The organism is Pasteurella oralis, from assembly GCF_042681465.1.
Taxonomy (GTDB): Bacteria; Pseudomonadota; Gammaproteobacteria; order Enterobacterales; family Pasteurellaceae; genus Pasteurella; species Pasteurella oralis.
This window is the reverse complement of the sequence record NZ_JBHUFP010000003.1, coordinates 17,395-33,096: the sequence shown is the minus strand read 5'-3', so window position 1 is coordinate 33,096 and position 15,702 is coordinate 17,395. Positions and strand designations below refer to the sequence as shown.

Annotated in this window: 28 protein-coding genes; 2 read left to right on the top strand and 26 right to left on the bottom strand. The window is 39.7% G+C overall.

The window, feature by feature from the left end; genetic code table 11:
- Nucleotides 1–45: 45 nt before the first annotated feature.
- From rpmJ to rpsJ, 26 genes are all read right to left on the bottom strand, one after another.
- Nucleotides 46–159: a 50S ribosomal protein L36 gene (gene rpmJ / locus ACFSAV_RS01355; RefSeq protein ID WP_005548767.1), complete on the bottom strand. Its 114-nt coding sequence runs from the start codon at nucleotides 157–159 to the stop codon at nucleotides 46–48.
- 28 nt (nucleotides 160–187) lie between these two features.
- The gene (gene secY / locus ACFSAV_RS01350) at nucleotides 188–1,513 is read right to left on the bottom strand and encodes a preprotein translocase subunit SecY (protein ID WP_101776295.1); all 1,326 of its coding nucleotides are present in this window, start codon (nucleotides 1,511–1,513) and stop codon (nucleotides 188–190) included.
- Between the two features lie 7 nt (nucleotides 1,514–1,520).
- Entirely contained in the window at nucleotides 1,521–1,955 is a 435-nt protein-coding gene (rplO, locus tag ACFSAV_RS01345; protein ID WP_101776296.1) for a 50S ribosomal protein L15, read from the bottom strand.
- Nucleotides 1,956–1,959: 4 nt separating this feature from the next.
- Nucleotides 1,960–2,139, bottom strand: coding sequence for a 50S ribosomal protein L30 (gene rpmD, locus ACFSAV_RS01340; protein WP_005543631.1), 180 nt, complete (start codon nucleotides 2,137–2,139; stop codon nucleotides 1,960–1,962).
- Nucleotides 2,140–2,145: 6 nt separating this feature from the next.
- On the bottom strand, nucleotides 2,146–2,646 hold the full coding sequence (gene rpsE, locus ACFSAV_RS01335; RefSeq protein ID WP_005764304.1) for a 30S ribosomal protein S5: 501 nt from the start codon (nucleotides 2,644–2,646) through the stop codon (nucleotides 2,146–2,148).
- A 15-nt stretch (nucleotides 2,647–2,661) separates the two neighbouring features.
- Complete coding sequence (rplR, locus tag ACFSAV_RS01330; protein ID WP_101776297.1) at nucleotides 2,662–3,015, bottom strand: 50S ribosomal protein L18; 354 nt, start codon at nucleotides 3,013–3,015, stop codon at nucleotides 2,662–2,664.
- Between the two features lie 13 nt (nucleotides 3,016–3,028).
- Nucleotides 3,029–3,562 (bottom strand): 50S ribosomal protein L6, encoded by a 534-nt coding sequence (gene rplF / locus ACFSAV_RS01325; RefSeq protein WP_379095352.1) that lies wholly within the window; start codon nucleotides 3,560–3,562, stop codon nucleotides 3,029–3,031.
- Between the two features lie 15 nt (nucleotides 3,563–3,577).
- Entirely contained in the window at nucleotides 3,578–3,970 is a 393-nt protein-coding gene (gene rpsH, locus ACFSAV_RS01320) for a 30S ribosomal protein S8 (RefSeq protein ID WP_005724020.1), read from the bottom strand.
- A gap of 35 nt (nucleotides 3,971–4,005) precedes the next feature.
- Nucleotides 4,006–4,311, bottom strand: coding sequence for a 30S ribosomal protein S14 (rpsN, locus tag ACFSAV_RS01315; protein WP_078239490.1), 306 nt, complete (start codon nucleotides 4,309–4,311; stop codon nucleotides 4,006–4,008).
- An 11-nt stretch (nucleotides 4,312–4,322) separates the two neighbouring features.
- Nucleotides 4,323–4,862, bottom strand: coding sequence for a 50S ribosomal protein L5 (rplE, locus tag ACFSAV_RS01310; RefSeq protein ID WP_005764312.1), 540 nt, complete (start codon nucleotides 4,860–4,862; stop codon nucleotides 4,323–4,325).
- Between the two features lie 17 nt (nucleotides 4,863–4,879).
- Nucleotides 4,880–5,191, bottom strand: coding sequence for a 50S ribosomal protein L24 (gene rplX, locus ACFSAV_RS01305; protein ID WP_032093964.1), 312 nt, complete (start codon nucleotides 5,189–5,191; stop codon nucleotides 4,880–4,882).
- 13 nt (nucleotides 5,192–5,204) lie between these two features.
- On the bottom strand, nucleotides 5,205–5,576 hold the full coding sequence (gene rplN, locus ACFSAV_RS01300) for a 50S ribosomal protein L14 (RefSeq protein WP_005548786.1): 372 nt from the start codon (nucleotides 5,574–5,576) through the stop codon (nucleotides 5,205–5,207).
- Between the two features lie 431 nt (nucleotides 5,577–6,007).
- On the bottom strand, nucleotides 6,008–6,661 hold the full coding sequence (locus ACFSAV_RS01295) for a DUF799 domain-containing protein (protein WP_379095347.1): 654 nt from the start codon (nucleotides 6,659–6,661) through the stop codon (nucleotides 6,008–6,010).
- 11 nt (nucleotides 6,662–6,672) lie between these two features.
- Nucleotides 6,673–7,017 carry a DUF4810 domain-containing protein gene (locus ACFSAV_RS01290; RefSeq protein ID WP_379095344.1) on the bottom strand — a complete coding sequence of 115 codons (345 nt, stop codon included), beginning with the start codon at nucleotides 7,015–7,017 and terminating at the stop codon, nucleotides 6,673–6,675.
- Nucleotides 7,018–7,026: 9 nt separating this feature from the next.
- On the bottom strand, nucleotides 7,027–7,701 hold the full coding sequence (locus ACFSAV_RS01285) for a CsgG/HfaB family protein (RefSeq protein WP_379095341.1): 675 nt from the start codon (nucleotides 7,699–7,701) through the stop codon (nucleotides 7,027–7,029).
- A 294-nt stretch (nucleotides 7,702–7,995) separates the two neighbouring features.
- Nucleotides 7,996–8,250 carry a 30S ribosomal protein S17 gene (gene rpsQ, locus ACFSAV_RS01280; protein ID WP_101776302.1) on the bottom strand — a complete coding sequence of 85 codons (255 nt, stop codon included), beginning with the start codon at nucleotides 8,248–8,250 and terminating at the stop codon, nucleotides 7,996–7,998.
- The gene (gene rpmC / locus ACFSAV_RS01275) at nucleotides 8,250–8,441 is read right to left on the bottom strand and encodes a 50S ribosomal protein L29 (protein WP_005706394.1); all 192 of its coding nucleotides are present in this window, start codon (nucleotides 8,439–8,441) and stop codon (nucleotides 8,250–8,252) included. Before rpmC ends, rpsQ begins: the two co-directional genes overlap by 1 nt.
- Nucleotides 8,441–8,851, bottom strand: coding sequence for a 50S ribosomal protein L16 (gene rplP, locus ACFSAV_RS01270; RefSeq protein WP_005717925.1), 411 nt, complete (start codon nucleotides 8,849–8,851; stop codon nucleotides 8,441–8,443). Before rplP ends, rpmC begins: the two co-directional genes overlap by 1 nt.
- Nucleotides 8,852–8,864: 13 nt before the next feature.
- Complete coding sequence (rpsC, locus tag ACFSAV_RS01265; protein ID WP_005717926.1) at nucleotides 8,865–9,572, bottom strand: 30S ribosomal protein S3; 708 nt, start codon at nucleotides 9,570–9,572, stop codon at nucleotides 8,865–8,867.
- 17 nt (nucleotides 9,573–9,589) lie between these two features.
- Nucleotides 9,590–9,922, bottom strand: a complete 333-nt coding sequence (rplV, locus tag ACFSAV_RS01260; protein WP_050692961.1) for a 50S ribosomal protein L22 — start codon at nucleotides 9,920–9,922, stop codon at nucleotides 9,590–9,592.
- 10 nt (nucleotides 9,923–9,932) lie between these two features.
- Nucleotides 9,933–10,208 (bottom strand): 30S ribosomal protein S19, encoded by a 276-nt coding sequence (gene rpsS / locus ACFSAV_RS01255; RefSeq protein ID WP_005539416.1) that lies wholly within the window; start codon nucleotides 10,206–10,208, stop codon nucleotides 9,933–9,935.
- Between the two features lie 25 nt (nucleotides 10,209–10,233).
- Nucleotides 10,234–11,055, bottom strand: coding sequence for a 50S ribosomal protein L2 (gene rplB, locus ACFSAV_RS01250; protein ID WP_101776304.1), 822 nt, complete (start codon nucleotides 11,053–11,055; stop codon nucleotides 10,234–10,236).
- Nucleotides 11,056–11,074: 19 nt separating this feature from the next.
- Entirely contained in the window at nucleotides 11,075–11,377 is a 303-nt protein-coding gene (gene rplW, locus ACFSAV_RS01245; protein WP_005724030.1) for a 50S ribosomal protein L23, read from the bottom strand.
- Entirely contained in the window at nucleotides 11,374–11,976 is a 603-nt protein-coding gene (rplD, locus tag ACFSAV_RS01240; RefSeq protein ID WP_379095336.1) for a 50S ribosomal protein L4, read from the bottom strand. The genes rplW and rplD overlap by 4 nt, the downstream gene beginning before the upstream one ends.
- A gap of 14 nt (nucleotides 11,977–11,990) precedes the next feature.
- On the bottom strand, nucleotides 11,991–12,620 hold the full coding sequence (gene rplC / locus ACFSAV_RS01235) for a 50S ribosomal protein L3 (RefSeq protein ID WP_101776306.1): 630 nt from the start codon (nucleotides 12,618–12,620) through the stop codon (nucleotides 11,991–11,993).
- A 16-nt stretch (nucleotides 12,621–12,636) separates the two neighbouring features.
- Nucleotides 12,637–12,948 carry a 30S ribosomal protein S10 gene (rpsJ, locus tag ACFSAV_RS01230; RefSeq protein ID WP_001181005.1) on the bottom strand — a complete coding sequence of 104 codons (312 nt, stop codon included), beginning with the start codon at nucleotides 12,946–12,948 and terminating at the stop codon, nucleotides 12,637–12,639.
- Between the two features lie 382 nt (nucleotides 12,949–13,330).
- On the opposite strand from rpsJ, the gene ACFSAV_RS01225 reads away from it, so the two are divergent.
- Together ACFSAV_RS01225 and dusA are read left to right on the top strand one after the other, a co-directional pair.
- On the top strand, nucleotides 13,331–14,701 hold the full coding sequence (locus tag ACFSAV_RS01225; RefSeq protein ID WP_379095333.1) for a chloride channel protein: 1,371 nt from the start codon (nucleotides 13,331–13,333) through the stop codon (nucleotides 14,699–14,701).
- A complete protein-coding gene (gene dusA, locus ACFSAV_RS01220; protein WP_379095330.1) occupies nucleotides 14,698–15,681 on the top strand; it encodes a tRNA dihydrouridine(20/20a) synthase DusA in 984 nt (327 codons plus the stop codon). The genes ACFSAV_RS01225 and dusA overlap by 4 nt, the downstream gene beginning before the upstream one ends.
- The last annotated feature ends 21 nt before the right edge of the window (nucleotides 15,682–15,702 follow it).

Below are 15,702 nucleotides of genomic sequence, written 5' to 3'. Positions count from 1 at the left end.
AGCAGTATAACTGCTCAACTGGTTCTTTGCAAGAAAAAATATCAATTAACCTTGACGTTGTTTATGTTTAGGGTCGCTACAAAGGACACGAACAACACCTTCACGTTTAACAATTTTACAGTTACGACATAATTTCTTAACGGAAGCACGAACTTTCATTGCTTATCCCTTTTATTTAATGGACAAATTATTGTCCGAAACCTTTAAGGTTTGCTTTCTTCAACGCAGATTCATATTTAGTTGACATTAAATGACTTTGAACCTGAGCGATGAAATCCATAATCACCACTACAACAATCAGTAAAGAAGTACCACCAAAATAAAACTGTACATTCCAAGCTGATGTCATAACGTAAGGAACTAAACACACAAATGTGATATATAGACCGCCAATTAATGTTAAGCGTGTCATAATTTTATCAATATAACGTGATGTTTGTTCACCTGGTCTAATTCCTGGTATAAATGCACCAGATTTTTTCAAATTATCCGCTGTATCACGAGGATTATATTGCATTGCAGTATAGAAAAAACTAAAGAAGATAATTGCTACAGCATAAACAAGCAAATATAAAGGCTGACCAGGATGTAGTAACATAGATAATTTAGTTAACCACTCCAAGCTAGAACCTTCACCCAACCATTGCACTAATGTAGCAGGGAATAAAATAATACTTGATGCAAAAATTGCTGGAATTACACCTGCCATATTAACTTTTAATGGTAAGTGAGTTGAATGACCACCAAGAATCTGACGACCTTGCTGGCGCTTAGCATATTCAACCTTAATTCTTCTTTGTCCTCTCTCAACAAAGACAACAAAATATGTAACTGCAAAGACAATAACTGCGATCAATAAGAGAACTAATAGATGCATTTGACCTTGGCGAGTTTGCTCAATAGTTTGACCAATCGCTGATGGTAAACCTGCAACAATACCTGCAAAAATAATTAGAGAAATACCATTACCAATACCACGTTCTGTAATTTGCTCACCAAGCCACATTAAGAACATTGTTCCTGTAACAAGGCTGATTACTGCAGTAAAATAAAAACTAAAGCCTAAATTAGGTACTAGTCCAGGTAACATATTTGGAAGACCGGTTGAAATACCAACAGCCTGCAAAGTTGCAAGTACTAAAGTTGAATAACGAGTGTACTTACTAATTTTACGGCGCCCAGCTTCGCCCTCTTTTTTCAATTCTGCAAGTGCAGGATGAACCGTCGTTAATAGTTGAATGATAATCGATGCCGAAATATAAGGCATGATACCTAACGCAAAAATTGACGCACGACTCAACGCACCACCAGAGAACATGTTAAACATATCAATGATGGTGCCTTTTTGTTGTTCAATTAATTGAGCTAACACGGCCGCATCAATACCAGGAACCGGAATGAAAGAACCAATACGGAAAACGATAAGTGCACCTAACACAAATAATAATCTGCTTTTAAGTTCACCTGTACCGCTTTGAGTACTTCTACTTTGATAACCTGGTTGCTTAGCCATTTATTTATTATTCCTCAACTGAACCGCCAGCAGCTTCAATTGCTGCTTTAGCACCTTTAGTTACACGTAAACCGCGAACAACCACAGCACCTTTTACTTCACCTGCTAAAATGACTTTAGCAAATTGAATATCTTTAGTAAGTACATTAGCTGCTTTTAAAGATTCTAAGGTAACTACGCCACCTTCAACTTTAGTTAATTCATTCAAACGAACTTCAGCTGTTACAGCTGACTTCATTGAAGTAAAACCAAATTTTGGTAAACGACGATATAAAGGCATTTGACCACCCTCGAAACCGCGACGAACACCACCGCCAGTACGAGATTTTTGACCTTTGTGACCACGACCACCTGTTTTACCTAAACCAGAACCAATACCGCGACCTAAACGTTTAGCACTATGCTTTGCACCTTCAGCTGGTGATAGAGTATTTAAACGCATTCTCTTACTCCTCCACTTTAACCATGTATGAAACTTGGTTAATCATACCACGTACCGCTGGAGTATCGATTAACTCAACAGTATGATGCATATGGCGAAGACCAAGACCACGCAGTGTAGCTTTATGCTTCGGTAAACGAGCGATAGAACTACGTACTTGAGTTACTTTAATAGTTTTAGCCATTATCAATTACCCCAAGATTTCATCAACGGTTTTGCCACGTTTTGCAGCAACCATTTCTGGTGATTTCATATTTGCAAGTGCATCAATAGTTGCACGAACAACGTTAATTGGGTTAGTTGAACCGTATGCTTTAGAAAGAACGTTACGTACACCTGCAACTTCTAATACTGCACGCATTGCACCGCCCGCGATAATACCTGTACCTTCGCTAGCTGGTTGCATAAATACACGAGAACCAGTATGAGAACCTTTAATTGGATGCTGTAATGTGCCTTCATTTAAAGCTACATTGATCATATTGCGACGTGCTTTTTCCATCGCTTTTTGGATCGCTGCCGGAACTTCGCGCGCTTTACCATAACCAAAACCAACGCGACCATTACCATCGCCTACTACAGTTAATGCAGTAAAGCTCATGATACGACCACCTTTAACTGTTTTTGATACACGGTTTACCGCGATTAGCTTCTCTTGCAGTTCACCAGCTTGTTTTTCGATGTTTGCCATCTGAAATTACCTCTATTAGAACTGTAGACCAGCTTCACGGGCAGCGTCCGCTAAAGTTTGGACACGACCATGATATTTAAAACCAGAACGATCAAAAGCAACGTCTTTGACGCCTTTCGCTAATGCTCTTTCTGCAACAACTTTACCTACTACTGCTGCTGCATCTTTATTTCCGGTATATTTCACTTGCTCACTAATTACTTTTTCAACAGTTGAAGCAGCGGCAAGAACTTCTGAACCGTTCGGTGCAATTACTTGTGCATAAATATGACGTGGAGTACGGTGAATAACTAAACGTGTTACACCTTGCTCTTTCATCATATGACGTGCACGCGTTGCACGACGGATACGAGCTGATTTCTTATCCATAGTGTTACCTTAATTATTTTTTCTTAGCCTCTTTGATACGTACCACTTCATCAGCGTAACGTACCCCTTTACCTTTATAAGGCTCAGGACGGCGATAAGCACGAATATCTGCAGCAACTTGGCCGATTAATTGCTTGTCTGCACCTTTCAACACAATTTCAGTTTGAGATGGACATTCCGCTGTAATACCTGCTGGTAAAACGTGCTCAATAGGGTGAGAGAAACCTAAACTTAAAGCAACTGCATTGCCTTTAATTTGTGCTCTATAACCAACACCCACCAATTGTAACTTCTTAGTGAAGCCTTCAGTAACACCGATAACCATTGCATTAACTAATGCACGCACAGTACCTGCCTGAGCATCAGCTCCAACGATACCTTCACGTGGAGAGAAGGTTAATTCGTTATTATCTTGTTTAACTTCAACTGCGTCATGAATGGTACGAGATAACTCGCCATTTTTTCCTTTAACTGTTAATAGCTGACCGTCGAGTTTTACCTCAACACCGGCAGGAATACTAACAGGTGCTTTTGCAACACGAGACATTTTCCTACCTCTCTATTAAGCTACGTAACAGATAATCTCACCGCCTAAACCCGCTTGGCGAGCTGCACGGTCAGTCATCACACCTTTAGATGTAGAAACAACTGCAACGCCTAAACCACCCATTACCTTTGGTAATTCATCTTTACGCTTATAAATACGTAGACCTGGGCGACTAACACGTTGAATACTTTCTACAACTGGTTTGCCTTGGAAATATTTTAAAGTAATTTCCAATTCTGGTTTAACACCATCTAAAACTTTAACGCTTTCGATATAACCTTCTTCAGCTAATACATTGGCAATTGCCACTTTTAGCTTGGATGAAGGCATACTAATCGCAACTTTGTTCGCAGCCTGACCGTTACGAATACGAGTCAACATATCTGCGATTGGATCTTGCATACTCATGTATTTTTACTCCGATTCCAAAATAAAGTGGTAAATTACCAACTCGCTTTCTTAAGGCCTGGGATCTCACCGCGCATTGCAGCTTCACGCACCTTAATACGGCTTAAACCAAACTTACGAAGAACACCGTGAGGACGTCCTGTTTGGCGGCAACGGTTACGCTGACGACTTGGGCTAGAATCACGTGGTAAAGTTTGTAACTTTAATACCGCATTCCAACGATCTTCGTCAGAGGCATTTACATCAGAAATGATCTGTTTCAATTCCATACGTTTAGCATAGAATTTTTCAGCTAGTTTTACACGTTTTACGTCACGTGCTTTCATTGATTGTTTAGCCATAATAACCTGCCTTATTTACGGAATGGAAAATTAAAGGCAGCAAGTAGCGCTTGACCTTCTTCATCACTTTTCGCTGTAGTAGTAATAGTAATATCTAAACCACGTACACGATCCACTTTATCATAATCGATTTCAGGGAAGATGATTTGCTCACGCACACCCATGCTGTAGTTACCACGACCATCAAATGATTTCGCGCTTAAACCGCGGAAGTCACGAATACGTGGAACAGCAATTGTAATTAAACGTTCAAAGAACTCCCACATACGCTCACCACGTAGTGTTACTTTACAACCGATTGGATATCCCTGACGGATTTTAAAGCCTGCAACAGATTTGCGTGCTTTTGTAATCAAAGGTTTCTGACCGCTAATCGCTGCTAAATCTGCTACTGCATTATCTAGCAACTTCTTATCGGTCAATGCTTCACCCACACCCATATTTAGGGTTATCTTTTCGATTCGTGGGACTTGCATGACAGATTTGTAGTTGAATTTTTCTTTCAATTCGTTCACTACTTGATCTCTGTAGTAATCATGCAGTTTCGCCATCGCATTACTCCAGTTTGTTAAATAATTTCATTGTTAGACTTGAAGAAACGTACTTTTTTACCATCTTCAAATCTAAAACCTACACGGTCTGCTTTGTTTGTTTTTGGGTTAAAGATCGCTACATTTGATGCATCAATTGGAGCTTCTTTCTTCACTAAACCACCTTCTTTTCCTAATGCAGGAACTGGTTTTTCATGTTTAGTAATAATGTTTACACCTTCAACAATCACTTTACCGTTTGGTAACACTTGAGTTACCTTACCACGCTTACCTTTGCTTTTACCAGCAAGCACGATTACTTCATCGTTTTGACGAATTTTTGCAGCCATTTGTCACTTCTCCTTACAGTACTTCTGGCGCCAAAGAGATAATCTTCATAAACTTCTCAGAACGAAGTTCACGAGTCACCGGTCCAAAAATACGAGTACCGATTGGTTGCTCTGTGTTATTGTTTAAAATTACACATGCATTACCATCGAAGCGAATGACTGATCCATCTGGGCGACGAACACCCTTCTTGGTGCGCACAACAACTGCTTTTAATACATCACCTTTTTTAACTTTACCGCGTGGAATTGCTTCTTTCACAGTAATTTTGATGATATCACCAATAGCAGCGTAACGACGGTGCGATCCACCTAGAACCTTGATACACATTACACTGCGAGCGCCTGAGTTATCAGCAACGTCCAGCATAGTCTGTTCTTGGATCATCTTAGTACTCCGCTAAAATTAATAAAACCCTTTCGGGACGAGCCTATTTACCTAATGTAAATAGGATGCGGATTGTAGCACAATTCATCAAAGAAAAACAAGATACTTTTCTCGTTTCTTGTCAAGTAAAATTTATAAAAATAGATTGCAATTTATAAGCTATTAATAGCCACCAAACTAATAAAAACTACTTTTTAAAAATGAGACATAGTAAACAAGTAGTTTACGTAAATATGTAAGTAGTTTTGTATAAAATTTAGCTCAAGCTTCTTTTTTATTCTTCGTATTCACCATTGCTTAGTTTGTTATAGTAGGATTGTAGATAGTGTAAAAAGTGCGGTCGATTTTCTGTCTGTTTTGTTACAAAAAAGCCAAGAAAAAAATCTTCCTGGCTTATATTTTCGATTCAGTTCAAAACAAACCACTAGTTTCTATTTTTCTGAGCGCTCATAGGCTGGATGCTTTGGTCCAACAAGTAAACCGCCATTTTTACCTCTATAAACAAGATTACTCATGGCTGGAGAGGCAACTTGATACCCCTTATCTTTAGTTGTATCAATGATTTGAGTCACAGCTGCTTTAATTAAAGCAGCTAGAAGACCATCATTACTATTGCTTGACCCTTGTGTATAAGATCCCATCCCTTCCCAAAGCGTTTGACCTGTTTTTAAATCGACTAATTTACCCTCCAAGGAAACTGTAGTCACACTATCAATTAATTTGTAACTCGTACCATATTCATTCACATTGATATAAAAAATACTATCTGCACCAAAAATCTCATGCATTTTTTTCAATTGGGCGCTGCGAATTAAATTACCATCAGTTAATCCATTTTGTTTAAACACTTCATCAACTAAAGCAACAGGGTAAACATAATAACCACGTTCAGCTAATGGATAGGTTGCACGAGCTAATACACTGGTATCAGCCTTTACATCCACTGAATTATTGACAGGCATTACCATCAAAATTGATTTTGGTTTACTCTGTTTAAACGCAGTATAATCATAAGATGCGACTTTCTCATTTGCACAACCTGTTAATAGGATAAAACTCGCAAGAAGAATTATTAATTTTTTCATTTTACTTATCCCTATTTCTTACGTTGTAAATACTGCATAAAAGTCGCACTTTCTGGATACAAACGTTGCTCCTCTTGGAAAGCAACACTTGCATCTGCTTGTTTACCTTGCTTTAGTAAAGCTAATCCTAAATGCCCATAAACCCCTGGCGCTACAGGTTTATTCTTTTCTTTTGCTTGTGCAATAATCTGATTTAATGCTTCTTCTTGCTTTGCAAAGTCCCCTTCCTCATTGTAATGGCTGTATACAACATCAGAATAGTTACCCCAGTAATACAAATCATGCTTTTTAGGTGAAGAACAGGCAGCTAAAAATACAGTGCTTAAAATTACAGTGACAAAATAAATCTTTTTCATCATTATTCCTTAGTTAACAGGGGACCAACGACCTGCTTCAATACCATTAACCAAGTTATTTACAGCTTCACGGATCGCTAAATCAAGCACTTTGCCATTTAAAGTTGCATCATAACCGGCTGTGCCACCAAAACCGAGTACTTCACGGTTAGATAAATTATACTCTCCCGCACCTTGTACTGAATAAACTACTTCTGAAGTGACTACATTTACTACATTTAAAGTCACTTTTGCATATGCAATTTGTTCTTTACCACGCCCTAAAATACCAAATAGCTGATGATCACCGACTGTTTTACGACCAAATTCAGTCACATCACCCGTAACTACATAAGCAGCCCCTTTTAATTTTTGTCTCTGCCCCTTAATTTTTGCTTCAGAAGCAATTTCACTCATATTAGTGCGATCTACAACAGAAAAACGTCCTGTTTGTTGTAAATGGGAAATCAAAATTGTTTTAGATTGGTTACTTAACTGATCTGGACCATTTGAAAAAACACCATTTTGGAAACTTGATTTATTATCAAATTTACCTACTGAAATGACTGATTTTACGCCTTGATAAGTACTTGCTGTTGCAGCAGCCTGTGTTGAAGTTGGTGCAACGACACGAGAACCCTCGTTTGCACAGCCAGTAAGCCCTAACGCAGCAATACACAATGTTGTTAGTACTAATTTTTTCATAATAACTCCTTGTTGATAAAGATAAGAGTGACCGTTTATCATCGCACTATAATGAAAGCAACCTCTAGAACATCTAGTTGCAGTAAAAGTGCGGTCTAATTTTTACAACTTTTTATAAAAGCAAACACACTATTATTCCTAAGTTTTGAATATGAAAAAGATTATTCATTTTTTCTTAGCGCTATTTTCTGGAAACGAATTAAAATGCTAAGAATAACCTAGGTAGGCTTAGAATTTTATCTAAAAAAAGACCGCACTTTTATAAGTACGGCCTTTTTCGATTAATTACAATAATTAAATTACTGCTTTTTCAACAACGCGAACTAAAGTCCAAGATTTAGTTTTCGAGATAGGGCGGCATTCACGCACTTCTACTACATCACCAACTTGAGCTTCATTGTTCTCGTCATGCACGTGTAACTTTGTTGTGCGACGGATAAACTTACCATAAAGTGGGTGTTTAACCTTGCGTTCAATTGCAACAACGAACGATTTGTCCATTTTGTCACTTACAACTTTACCTTGCACGCTACGAATTTTATCAGTCATTACTCACCCGCCTTTTCGGTTAGTACAGTTTTTACTTGCGCAATGCTACGACGCACTTGTTTTAACTGATGGGTTTGTTGAAGCTGACCGGTGGCTGCTTGCATACGCAATTTGAATTGCTCACCTAAAAGGTTCACTAACTCAGCATTCAGCTCTTCAACATTTTTGTTACGTAGTTCTTGAGCTTTCATTACATCACCGTCTTAGTTACGAAAGTGGTCTTAATTGGCAATTTAGCAGCTGCTAATGCAAATGCATTTCTTGCGATCTCTTCAGACACACCATCCATTTCATATAGTACTTTACCCGGTTGGATCAAGGCTACCCAGTACTCAACGTTACCTTTACCTTTACCCATACGGACTTCTAATGGTTTCTCAGTAATTGGTTTATCTGGGAATACACGGATCCAGATTTTACCTTGACGTTTAACTGCACGAGTCATCGCACGACGTGCTGCCTCAATTTGGCGAGCTGTTAAACGACCACGACCAACTGCTTTCAAACCGAAGGTACCGAAGCTTACTTCTGTACCTGCTGCAATACCACGGTTACGACCTTTGTGGACTTTGCGGAATTTTGTACGTTTTGGTTGCAACATCTAGCGATTCTCCTTACTTACGACCTTTGCCGCGTGGAGCCTTTTTAGGCTTGTCAGCAGGTTGTTGTTCTGGTTGCGCGATTGCAGCCATTCCACCGAGAATTTCACCTTTAAAGATCCATACTTTAATACCGATTACACCGTATGTAGTATGAGCCTCTGCAGTGTTATAGTCGATGTCCGCACGTAGTGTATGTAGAGGCACACGACCTTCACGATACCATTCTGAACGTGCAATTTCTGCACCACCTAAACGACCACTTACTTCAACTTTGATACCTTTAGCACCTAAACGCATTGCGTTTTGTACTGCACGTTTCATCGCACGACGGAACATGACACGGCGTTCTAATTGAGAAGCGATGCTATCTGCAACTAATTTTGCATCTAATTCAGGTTTTTTCACTTCAGCAATGTTGATTTGTGCTGGAACGCCTGCGATAGCCGCAACTGCGTTACGTAATTTTTCAACATCTTCGCCTTTTTTACCGATAACGATACCTGGGCGAGCTGTGTGAATTGTGACACGGATGCTTTTCGCTGGACGCTCAATAGTGATGCGTGAAACGGAAGCATTCGCTAATTCTTTATTTAAGAATTTACGTACTTTGAAATCGCCATCTAAGTTATCGGCGAAATCTTGTGTATTCGCGAACCAAGTAGAGCTCCAAGGCTTAACGATACCTAGGCGAATACCATGTGGATGTACTTTTTGACCCATTGCTATTCCTCTACTTATTAACGATCTGACACAACCACTGTAATGTGGCTAGTACGTTTTAAAATACGATCTGCACGACCTTTAGCACGTGGCATAACACGTTTCATGCTTGGACCTTCATCTACGAAAATCTTCGCTACTTTAAGATCATCGATATCTGCACCGTCATTGTGCTCTGCATTAGCGATTGCTGATTCAAGCACTTTCTTCACTAGAGCCGCAGCTTTTTTATTAGTGTAAGTTAAAATTTCTAATGCTTGAGCAACTTTCTTACCACGAATTAAATCCGCAACTAAGCGAGCTTTTTGCGCTGAAGTGCGAGCGTAACGATGTTTTGCAATAGTTTCCATCTTTTACCCCTTACTTCTTAGCTTTCTTATCCGCAGCGTGACCGCGGTAAGTACGAGTCGGTGCAAATTCACCTAATTTATGACCGATCATTTCATCAGATACATAAACAGGAACGTGCTGACGACCATTATGGACTGCGATGGTCAATCCGATCATTGATGGAATGATCATTGAACGACGGGACCAAGTTTTAATTGGCTTTTTATCCCCGCTTTCCACCGCCTTCTCTACCTTCTTCAACAAGTGTAGGTCAAGGAAAGGACCCTTCTTGAGAGAACGTGGCATGGCTTATCCTCTTTATTAATTAATATTATTTACCACGACGACGTACGATGAATTTATCAGTACGTTTGTTATGGCGAGTTTTCTTACCTTTAGTTTGAACGCCCCAAGGTGTTACTGGGTGTTTACCAAAGTTACGACCTTCACCACCACCGTGTGGGTGATCTACTGGGTTCATTGCTGTACCACGAACTGTTGGACGTACGCCTCTCCAGCGGTTAGCACCTGCTTTACCCAATACGCGAAGCATATGTTCTGAGTTACCAACTTCACCAATGGTTGCTGTACACTCAGCTAATACTTTACGCATTTCGCCTGAACGAAGACGTAATGTAACATAGTTACCTTCACGAGCGATAATTTGTACATAAGCACCAGCAGAACGCGCGATTTGACCGCCTTTACCAGGTTTTAATTCAACATTATGTACAGTTGAACCCACTGGAATATTACGCATTGGTAATGCATTACCAACTTTAATAGGCGCATTTACACCAGCTTGGATCGTATCGCCTGCAGATAAACCTTTAGGTGCTAAGATATAACGACGTTCACCATCTTTATAAAGCACTAAAGCAATATTTGCAGAACGGTTAGGGTCATATTCTAGACGCTCAACAACCGCTGGAATATCTAACTTGTTACGTTTGAAATCGATTAAACGGTAATGTTGTTTATGACCACCACCAATATGGCGAGTAGTAATACGTCCGAAATTATTACGTCCACCGGTTTTAGATTTAGTATCTAAAAGTGGTGCGTAAGGTTTCCCTTTATGTAATTCAGGGTTCACGATTTTAACAACGTGACGACGACCAGCGGAGGTCGGCTTACATTTAACGATAGCCATTATCTTCTACTCCTCCGAATTACTCTGCACCTTCAACGAAGTCAAGTGATTGACCTTCTTGAAGAGTTACATAAGCTTTTTTCCAGTCACTGCGACGTCCCATTCTTGCACCGTGACGTTTAGTTTTACCTTTCACTACAACGGTACGAACAGAATCCACTTTCACTTCAAATAATTGCTCAACAGCATTAGCAATTTCAACTTTATTTGCATCTAAAGCCACTTTGAAAACGATAGTGTTAGACTTCTCAGCGTTATTTGTTGCTTTTTCAGAGACATGTGGTGCTTTTAACACTTTTAGCAAACGTTCTTGTTGAATCATGCTAACATCTCCTCAATTTGTTTCACAGCATCAACAGTGACAACAACTTTATCGAATGCGATTAAGCTGACTGGATCGATACCTTGCACATCACGTACATCGACTTTGTATAAGTTACGTGCGGCTAAGAATAGGTTCTCGTCTAAGCTTGCTGTGATAATTAACACATCTTCAAGTGCTAATTCTTTTAATTTTTGTACTAAAACTTTCGTTTTTGGTGCTTCTACTTCAAATTTCTCAACAACAACTAAACGATCTTGACGAACAAGCTCAGAAAGAATGCTCTTGATTGCACCACGGTACATTTTTTTGTTCACTTTTTGGCTGTGATCTTGTGGTTTCGCTGCGAAAGTCACACCACCTGAACGCCAAATTGGTGATTTGATATCACCCGAACGCGCACGACCTGTACCTTTTTGACGCCAAGGTTTTTTACCTGAACCAGACACTTCAGCACGAGTTTTTTGTGCACGAGAGCCTTGACGAGCACCTGCTGCATAAGCAACAACAACTTGGTGAATCAATGCTTCGTTGAACTCACGTCCGAAGGTAGTTTCAGAAACAGTTAGTGCGTTTGCACCTACAACTTGTAATTCCATCTCTATCTCCTGACTTATGCTTTAACTGCTGGTTTAACGATAACATCACTATTAGTTGCACCAGGAACGGCACCTTTCACTAATAGTAATTTACGCTCAGCATCAACACGAACAACTTCAAGTGATTGAACGGTTACACGCTCAGCCCCTAAGTGTCCAGCCATTTTTTTACCTTTAAACACACGACCTGGTGTTTGGTTTTGACCAATAGAACCAAGTACACGATGTGATAAAGAGTTACCGTGTGTAGCATCTTGAGTACGGAAATTCCAACGTTTTACACCGCCAGCAAAACCTTTACCTTTAGAAGTACCAGTAACATCAACTTTTTTAACATCCGCGAAGATGTCAACATTAATTTCTTGACCTAAAGTGAATTCTTCACCTTCAGTAGTACGAAATTCCCATAAACCGCGACCAGCTTCAACACCTGCTTTCACGAAATGACCAGCTTCTGGCTTAGTTACACGACTTGCTTTTTTAGAGCCAGTGGTAACTTGAATTGCAGAATAGCCATCTGTTTCTACAGTTTTAACTTGAGTCACACGGTTGGCTTCAATTTCGATAACAGTAACTGGAATTGAAACGCCATCTTCATTGAAGATACGAGTCATACCAACTTTACGACCGACTAAACCAATCATTGTAATAACCTCTTAATTAACCTAGGCTAATCTGCACGTCAACGCCGGCAGCTAGATCTAAACGCATTAATGCATCAACAGTTTTTTCTGTTGGCTCAACAATATCAACCAAACGTTTGTGAGTACGAATTTCGTATTGATCACGCGCGTCTTTGTTCACGTGTGGAGAAATCAACACAGTGAAACGCTCTTTACGAGTTGGTAACGGAATTGGACCACGAACTTGTGCACCAGTACGTTTAGCTGTTTCTACGATCTCCGCAGTAGACTGATCGATCAAACGATGATCGAATGCTTTTAAGCGGATACGGATTCTTTGGTTCTGCATTAGACCAGAGCTCCAATCAAAATTTAGCTAATAAAAAACTAACACCAACACTTTTCTTACTTCAAAAAACGAAAAGGGGTGCAAGTTAACCTATTTTAGTTTCCCAATCGGAAACATTTTATGTATTACTTAGTAATACTCGTTTAATAAATGATTACATTAAACGGCTTCTCAGTGAGAAAGCCCGCGAATTTTACTGAAATCGACCGCATTTTGCAAGTCTTTTTCTCAATCATAATGAAGAAAATCCACTTTAAATAGTTTGCAAAGAATATTTTACCCTCATACATCGATGACATGCGCTTATGTTTAAAGTCTATTCAGTTACGCATGATTTCAAGTTATAATTTGTACTTCTTTTCCTCATTTCACCACATTAACTATGTCATCATTGACCAGTTTTAAAGCAAAAGTGCGGTATGTTTTACACAAAAAACTACGCCAAACCCATCGTGTTTCACGTAAAAGTTTAGAGTTTACTTGTTTATTAATTGGTGCCGCATTAGTTGCACTATTTTCATTAGGATTTGCAAAATTTGCCGATCTTGGGCTGGAATGGAATGCCCACTGGTCTGCTCAATATCCAATAGCAGTTTGGGTTGTGCTGCCTTGTGGGTTAGCATTACTCACTTGGTTTACGGCAAAATATACGCCCTATGTGGCAGGTAGTGGTATCCCACAAGTCATTGCCTCAATAAGTTTACCTCATGGTGCTAATAAAAGTCGTCTTATCTCATTTTGGCAAACACTGTGGAAAATCCCACTCACATTTTTAGCCATGTTGATTGGCGCTTCCGTTGGGCGTGAGGGACCTTCTGTCCAAGTTGGTGCTGCCGTTATGTTAGCCTGGGGTAATTTTTGTCGTAAACATGGTGTTGCATTCAATGGACTCAGTGCAAATGAATTAATGGCAACAGGTGCCGCAGGGGGTTTAGCTGCTGCGTTTAATGCGCCACTTGCAGGTGTAATTTTTGCTATTGAAGAACTAGGGCGAGGTGTTTTGTTACGTTGGGAACGCCGTGTACTGTTAGGCGTATTAGCATCAGGTTTTATCTTAGTTGCAATAGAAGGTAATAATCCCTACTTCCCACAGTATCATGGCGAAACTAGCGTACCTTATATGTTTTTATGGGTTGCACTTTGTGGTTCTGTTTGCGGTATACTCGGTGGAGTATTTGCTCGTTTGTTAGCCAAAGGTTTAGCAGGAATATCACCTACGAAAATACGTGGTTGGATTCGTCGTCACCCAATTTATGTTGCTCTTTTTCTAGGCTTGTTACTCGCTACATTAGGCACTTACACACAAGGTAAAAGCTATGGCACAGGCTATGATGTTGTCGCCAATGCATTAGATGGTGCTAAAACACCTGCTGAATTAGGCATGTTAAAGCTACTATCCACTGTAGCAACTTATTGGACTGGTATTGCAGGTGGTATTTTCACACCGGCTTTAACAACAGGTGCGGGAATTGGTGCACAAATCTGGTCATTGACTAGCGGTATAGTGGATCAACGCCTATTAGTTTTACTCTGTATGGCGAGCTTTTTAGCTGGTGCTACGCAATCGCCTGTCACGGCAAGTGTAGTTGTCATGGAAATGACTGGTTGCCAACCCGTGTTATTTTGGTTATTGATTTGTTGTTTAGTTTCGTCCATTATTTCACGCCAATTTCATCCTAAACCTTTTTATCATTTTGCGGCAGCACGTTTCCGCCAACGAATTCAAGAAGAAACCAAAGAAGAACAAAAATGAGCCAAAATCAACCGCACTTTTATCGTGGACGCTTTTCTGTTGCTCCAATGCTTGATTGGACAACACGCCACTGCCGCTATTTTCACCGCCAATTTAGTCGCCATACCTTACTGTATACAGAAATGGTGACAACAGGTGCAATTATTCATGCTAAATATGACCATCTCGAATTTTCTCTCACAGAAAATCCCGTTGCACTACAATTAGGTGGCAGTGATCCAGTCCAATTAGCACAATGTGCAAAAATTGCTGAAACACGAGGCTATCATGAAATCAACTTAAATGTAGGCTGTCCTTCTGATCGCGTTCAAAATGGCATGTTTGGTGCTTGTTTAATGGCAAAAGCCGATTTAGTTGCTGAATGTGTGAATGCGATGCAAGCAGTAGTAGAGATTCCTGTTACAGTAAAAACACGTATTGGCATTGATAATCTTGATAGCTATGAATTTTTATGTGACTTTGTACAAAAAGTACATAAAGCTGGTTGCCAAGAATTAATTATTCATGCACGTAAAGCCTGGTTATCAGGACTAAGTCCAAAAGAAAATCGCGAAATTCCGCCATTAGATTATGAACGGGTTTATCAGCTAAAACGAGATTTTCCTCATTTATTTATGAGCATTAATGGTGGTATTAAAACGATTGAAGAAATACAACAACACTTGCAGCAGATGGATGGGGTGATGGTAGGACGTGAAGCTTATCAAAATCCCAGCTTATTAGGTCATATTGATCAAGCATTATTTGATCCAACCAGCCCAATTGTCACGCCAAGAGAAGCGGTAGAAAAAATGTTTCCTTATATTGAACAACAATTAAGTCAAGGTGTGTATTTAAATCACATTGCCCGCCATATGCTTGGCGCATTTCAACATTGCAAAGGTGCAAGACAATGGCGACGCTATTTAAGTGAAAATGCACATAAAACTGGAGCTGATTTAAAAGTTGTAGAAACTGCTTTAAGCTTTGTGGAAGCCTAGCTTAATCAACGTGCTTCAACA